Raw genomic sequence first — 4,702 nt, 5'->3', positions numbered from 1 at the left:
CAGCGCGATGACCCAGTGCATCGGACGCTCGATCAGAAGCGCAGCCCCCGTGCCGATCAGGATCGGGGTGACAGCCAGCGGGAGGGTGCGCAGCCGCGCCGCGCCGATCCAGTCACGCAGGGTCGCAGGCTTGGGGGCGGCCACCGGCGAACGATGGTCGCGGCGCGCGTGGTTCGCGGAGCTGGGATGCGGCTTCGTACGAGACCGCGAACGCTTCTTCTTGGAGGGTGCTGCCACGGGGAGCAATCCTAGAGCGTCGTGATCTGCGCGGGGAGCCTGATGCGGTCAGGCTTGCCCGAGGGTAAGAGAGGCATCCGTTCGACTCTGACGATGTCGCGGGGCCGCGCGGGGGCACCGATCTCGCGCTCGACGCGTCGGCGGGCCTCGGCGAGCGCGTCATCCGCGGCAGCGAGGTCCCCCTCGACGACGACAACGGAAGCCTGCCCCCAGCGGGCATCCGCCACGGGAACCACCACCGCAGCCTCCAGTCCCGGGACCGTGCGGACGACGCGCTCGACGCGATCGAGCGACACGTTGACGCCACCGCTGACGATGACGTTGTCGCGGCGCCCGGTCACCCGGAGCACGCCGTCGAACTCGCCGACGTCGCCCGTGCGGTACCAGCGGGTGCCGTCGGCATCCGTCACGAAAGCCTGCGCGGTGCGCTCGTCATCGTCGAGGTAGCCGGCAGCGAGGACCGGGCCCGAGATCTGCACCTCGCCCTCCTCGACACGGACACTCACTCCGGCCAGCGGCACGCCGTCGTACACGCATCCGCCGCTGGTCTCGCTCGACCCGTAGGTTCGCACGATCCGAATGCCGAGAGCTGCCGCACGATCTGCCTCGGCTGCCGGCAACGCCTGCCCGCCGACGAGGATCGCCGCGAACCCCCGCAAACAGTCGGCCACCGCGGGGTCGCCCGCGGCGTCCAGGAGCCGAGTGAGTTGAGCCGGCACGAGAGACGTGTAGCGGGGAGCCCGGATTCCCGCGGCAGCCTCGAGGAACTGCGCCGCGGTGAACGAGGGCGGGATGACGGCTGGCGTCGTGCCCGCCAGGATGCCGCGGACAAGCACCTGGAGCCCCGCGACGTACGTCGGCTCGAGCGCGAGCACCCAGGACCCCGACCCGATCCGTTCCGCGGTAGCCTCGGCGCTGGCGCGCAGCGCGCTGATCGGAAGCACCACCGACTTCGGGTAGCCAGACGACCCCGACGTCTCGACGATCACTGCCGGCTCGGGACCAGCGTCCGGTGTCTCGGCGAGCGCGTCGCGCAAAGTCGTGAGGAGCGCTTCCGTGTTCCGACCGCAGGATGAATTCAGTCGAATGAGCCGCCAGAGCCCCGGCTGCGGCGTGTCATCCTGCACTCGGTTCGTCACGACGGGCGTCCGGGAGCGGGTTCAGTAGTGCCAGGGATACGGCGACCAGTCGGGATCGCGCTTCTGCAGGAACGCATCCTTGCCCTCGACGGCCTCCTCCGTGCCGTAGGCGAGCCGCGTCGCCTCTCCTGCGAACACCTGCTGGCCGACGAGGCCGTCATCGACGGCGTTGAAGGCGAACTTCAGCATCCGGATCGCCGTCGGCGACTTCGTGAGGATCGTGCGCGCCATCGCGATCGCCTCCCGCTCGAGGTCGGCGTGGTCGACGACGCGGTTGACCGCGCCCATCTCATACGCACGCTGCGCCGAGTACTCCTCAGCGAGGAAGAAGACCTCGCGCGCGAACTTCTGGCCGATCTGCCGTGCGAAGTACGCCGAGCCGTAGCCCGCGTCGAAGGAGCCGACGTCGGCATCCGTCTGCTTGAACCTGCCGTGCTCGCGGCTGGCGATCGACAGGTCGCACACGACGTGCAGCGAGTGCCCGCCCCCGGCAGCCCAGCCCGGGATCACTGCGATGACGACCTTCGGCATGAACCGGATGAGCCGCTGCACCTCGAGGATGTGCAGGCGCCCCGCGCGAGCCGGGTCGGGTGCCGTCGCGTCGTCGGCGGCGTAGGTGTAGCCGTCCCGGCCCCGGATGCGCTGATCGCCGCCCGAGCAGAATGCCCAGCCGCCGTCCTTCGGGCTCGGGCCGTTGCCCGTCAGCAGCACGACGCCGATCCGCGAATCCTGCCGAGCGATATCGAGCGCACGGTAGAGCTCGTCGACCGTGTGGGGGCGAAACGCATTGCGCACCTCGGGCCGGGCGAACGCGATTCGGGCGATCCTGCCGTCCGGTGAGACGTGGGAGGTGATGTCGGTATACCCCTCGGCACCGGGGGCGAGAACCCAGGCATCCGGGTCGAACAGCTCGGAAACGCTCACGCGACCAGCCTACGCGGGCGGCCACGGATGCCGTCAGCCGCCGTTTGCTCGCCGGTCACTCCCCGTCCCGTCGACCCGCCGATTCCCCGGGTAGCCTGGAAGGGCGACCGCGAGGAGAGATACGGATGCAGATCAGGACATCGTCCGACTGGCGGGATGCCCTCCCGTTCGAGACCCCGGTCCTGGCCTCCGAGGCGATGCCCGGTGAGGCGAGCCGCTGCGCGCGATGCCCCGCTGACGAACCGCCGAAGGAGCGCACCGAGCTGTGGGCGGTCAAACACAGGCATCCCAACAACCACGCCGGGTTCGTGCGGCTCTACTGCCTCCAGCATCGCCCCGCCGTCGCGCCACCGCCGGCCGTCTCGGCTCCGCCGGCCGCACGCGCCCGAAAGAGCACGACGCCGCGAGCACCCCGCTCCACCCGAGCGACACCGTCGGTGCCCGAGAGGGTTGCAGCCGTGTGCACGAACTGTTTCGTTGAGGTGCCACCGAGCGGCATCTGCGGCGTCTGCGGAGAGCCGGTCGGCTGACGGATCCGCCGATCACGCCGCGTTCTTGGCGTCCCGCCACGCGACCCACTGCTTGACGGCGTCGAAGTTCCAGTCGGGGCCGTCGAGTCCCAGCGTGAACAGTCGCACCCCGGCGTCATAGAGCGCGTCAACCTCGGCTACGCCGCGCGCGCCGATCTCGTTCGAGACCGTGAGGTTCGATAGGTCGCGCTCTTCCTGCTGTGCCCACTTCTCGAGAATCCCGAGCTTGCTGGTGACGGCATCCGGCTTCACGAAGCTGTGCCAGATGTCGGCGTGGCGGGCAACCAGACGAAGGGTCTTCTGTTCGCCGGCACCGCCGATCATGACCGGGATCTTGCGGGTCGGCGCCGGGTTGAGCACCTGCCACCGCGCCTCGACCCGGCGGAGCCCCTCGGCGAGATCGTCGAGGCGCGAACCCGCGGTCCCAAACTCGTAGCCGTACTCCAGGTAGTCCCTCTCGAACCACCCCGAGCCGGTGCCGAAGATGAACCGACCGGTAGCGCCGCCCTTGGCGCTGATGTGATCGACCGTCCGCGCCATATCGGCCTGCAGGTCGGCGTTGCGGTAGCTGTTGCAGTTGACAAGCGCGCCGAACTCGATGCGCTCGGTCTGTTCAGCCCACGCGCCGAGCATCGTCCAGGACTCGAAGTGCGCGCCATCAGGGTCACCGCTGAGGGGGTAGAAGTGATCCCAGTTGAAGGCGATGTCGACGCCGAAGTCCTCGAGCCAGAGCACGGCGTCGCGGATTTGGGGGTAGGTGACGTGCTGGGGGCGCACCTGAACGCCGAGCCGGACCGGAGTGTCGAGAAGAACCATGCCTTCAGCCTACGGACGCGTCGGCGCTCGGGGCCCGCGCGGCGGGATGCCGTGGGGCCCTGTTGCGGGCAGGATGAGAGCATGGTCGCCGCTTCGCACCTGCCATCGATTCCGCCGCTGGACGAACTGCTCGAGAGCGCACGCGTGGTCTCCCTCCCGCTGACGACACGGTTCCGCGGCATCGAGCACCGCGAGGCGATGCTGCTACGTGGTCCGGCCGGCTGGACCGAGTTCTCCCCGTTCGTGGAGTACGACGATGCCGAAGCCAGCACCTGGCTTGCCGCAGCCATCGATTTCGGCTGGCACAGCACCCCGGTGCCGCGACGTAGCGAGATCCGCGTGAACGCGACGGTTCCCGCCGTTGCACCGGATGCCATACCCGCGGTGCTCGCGCGTTTCGACGGATGCCGCACCGTGAAGGTCAAGGTTGCCGAGCCCGGCGGAACGCTCGCCGATGATGTGGCCCGGGTGAGGACGGTGCGCGAGACGATGGGGGCGCTTGGCCGCATCCGCGTCGACGCGAACGGAGCGTGGAATCTCGACGAGGCAGAGCACGCCGTCCACGCGCTCGCCGAGTTCGACCTGGAGTATGTCGAGCAGCCCTGCGCGAGCATCGATGAGCTGCGGGAGCTTCGGCGCCGCATCCGGTACATGGGGGTGCCCGTCGCCGCCGACGAGAGTGTGCGCAAGGCAGATGACCCGCTCGCAGTAGCGCGGGCGGGCGCCGCGGACTTGCTCGTGATCAAGGCGCAGCCGCTGGGCGGGGTGCACCGCGCACTCTCGATCGTCGCCGAGGCGGGGCTCCCGGTCGTCGTCTCGAGCGCTCTTGACACCTCGGTGGGGCTGGCGATGGGGGCAGCGCTGGCCGCGGCCCTTCCCGACCTCGACTACGACTGCGGCCTGGGCACCGCTTCCTTGCTCGCTGCCGACGTCACGAGGCAGCCGCTACGCGCGGAACACGGGACCATTCCCGTCCGCCGACCCGAGGTCGACGAGTCAGCGGTGACGGAGCACGCCGCGCCCGCCGACCGCGGACAGTGGTGGGCGGATCGGCTC

At 69.8% G+C, this 4,702-nt stretch carries 5 protein-coding genes and 1 pseudogene; 2 read left to right on the top strand and 4 right to left on the bottom strand.

The window, feature by feature from the left end:
• From Q1V87_RS05710 to Q1V87_RS05700, 3 genes and pseudogenes are all read right to left on the bottom strand, one after another.
• Window positions 1-144: pseudogene (locus tag Q1V87_RS05710) on the bottom strand (1,4-dihydroxy-2-naphthoate polyprenyltransferase); the annotation flags it as partial.
• A 104-nt stretch (window positions 145-248) separates the two neighbouring features.
• Window positions 249-1,376 (bottom strand): AMP-binding protein, encoded by a 1,128-nt coding sequence (locus Q1V87_RS05705; protein WP_300591222.1) that lies wholly within the window; start codon window positions 1,374-1,376, stop codon window positions 249-251.
• Window positions 1,377-1,397: 21 nt separating this feature from the next.
• Entirely contained in the window at window positions 1,398-2,300 is a 903-nt protein-coding gene (locus tag Q1V87_RS05700) for a 1,4-dihydroxy-2-naphthoyl-CoA synthase (RefSeq protein ID WP_300591221.1), read from the bottom strand.
• 125 nt (window positions 2,301-2,425) lie between these two features.
• Between Q1V87_RS05700 and Q1V87_RS05695 the strand changes: the two genes are divergently transcribed.
• The gene (locus Q1V87_RS05695) at window positions 2,426-2,830 is read left to right on the top strand and encodes a glucose-6-phosphate dehydrogenase (protein WP_300591220.1); all 405 of its coding nucleotides are present in this window, start codon (window positions 2,426-2,428) and stop codon (window positions 2,828-2,830) included.
• Window positions 2,831-2,842: 12 nt separating this feature from the next.
• Here Q1V87_RS05695 and Q1V87_RS05690 read toward each other — a convergent pair whose 3' ends face one another.
• Window positions 2,843-3,646, bottom strand: coding sequence for an LLM class F420-dependent oxidoreductase (locus tag Q1V87_RS05690; protein WP_300591219.1), 804 nt, complete (start codon window positions 3,644-3,646; stop codon window positions 2,843-2,845).
• A gap of 81 nt (window positions 3,647-3,727) precedes the next feature.
• Here Q1V87_RS05690 and Q1V87_RS05685 point away from each other — a divergent pair.
• The coding region (locus tag Q1V87_RS05685; RefSeq protein WP_300591218.1) for an o-succinylbenzoate synthase at window positions 3,728-4,702 on the top strand (975 nt) is incomplete at its 3' end.

Origin of the sequence: Microbacterium sp. (genome assembly GCF_030149085.1) — a bacterium.
Classification (GTDB): Bacteria; Actinomycetota; Actinomycetes; order Actinomycetales; family Microbacteriaceae; genus Microbacterium.
Note: the sequence above shows the minus strand (reverse complement) of the source record. Positions and strands in the feature narration are given on the sequence as shown.

Bases quoted from the DNA above. Each gene is read 5' to 3' on its own strand.
- Q1V87_RS05695 (WP_300591220.1), top strand. From the start codon at position 2,426: ATGCAGATCAGGACATCGTCCGACTGGCGGGATGCCCTCCCGTTCGAG.
- Q1V87_RS05690 (WP_300591219.1), bottom strand. From the start codon at position 3,646: ATGGTTCTTCTCGACACTCCGGTCCGGCTCGGCGTTCAGGTGCGCCCC.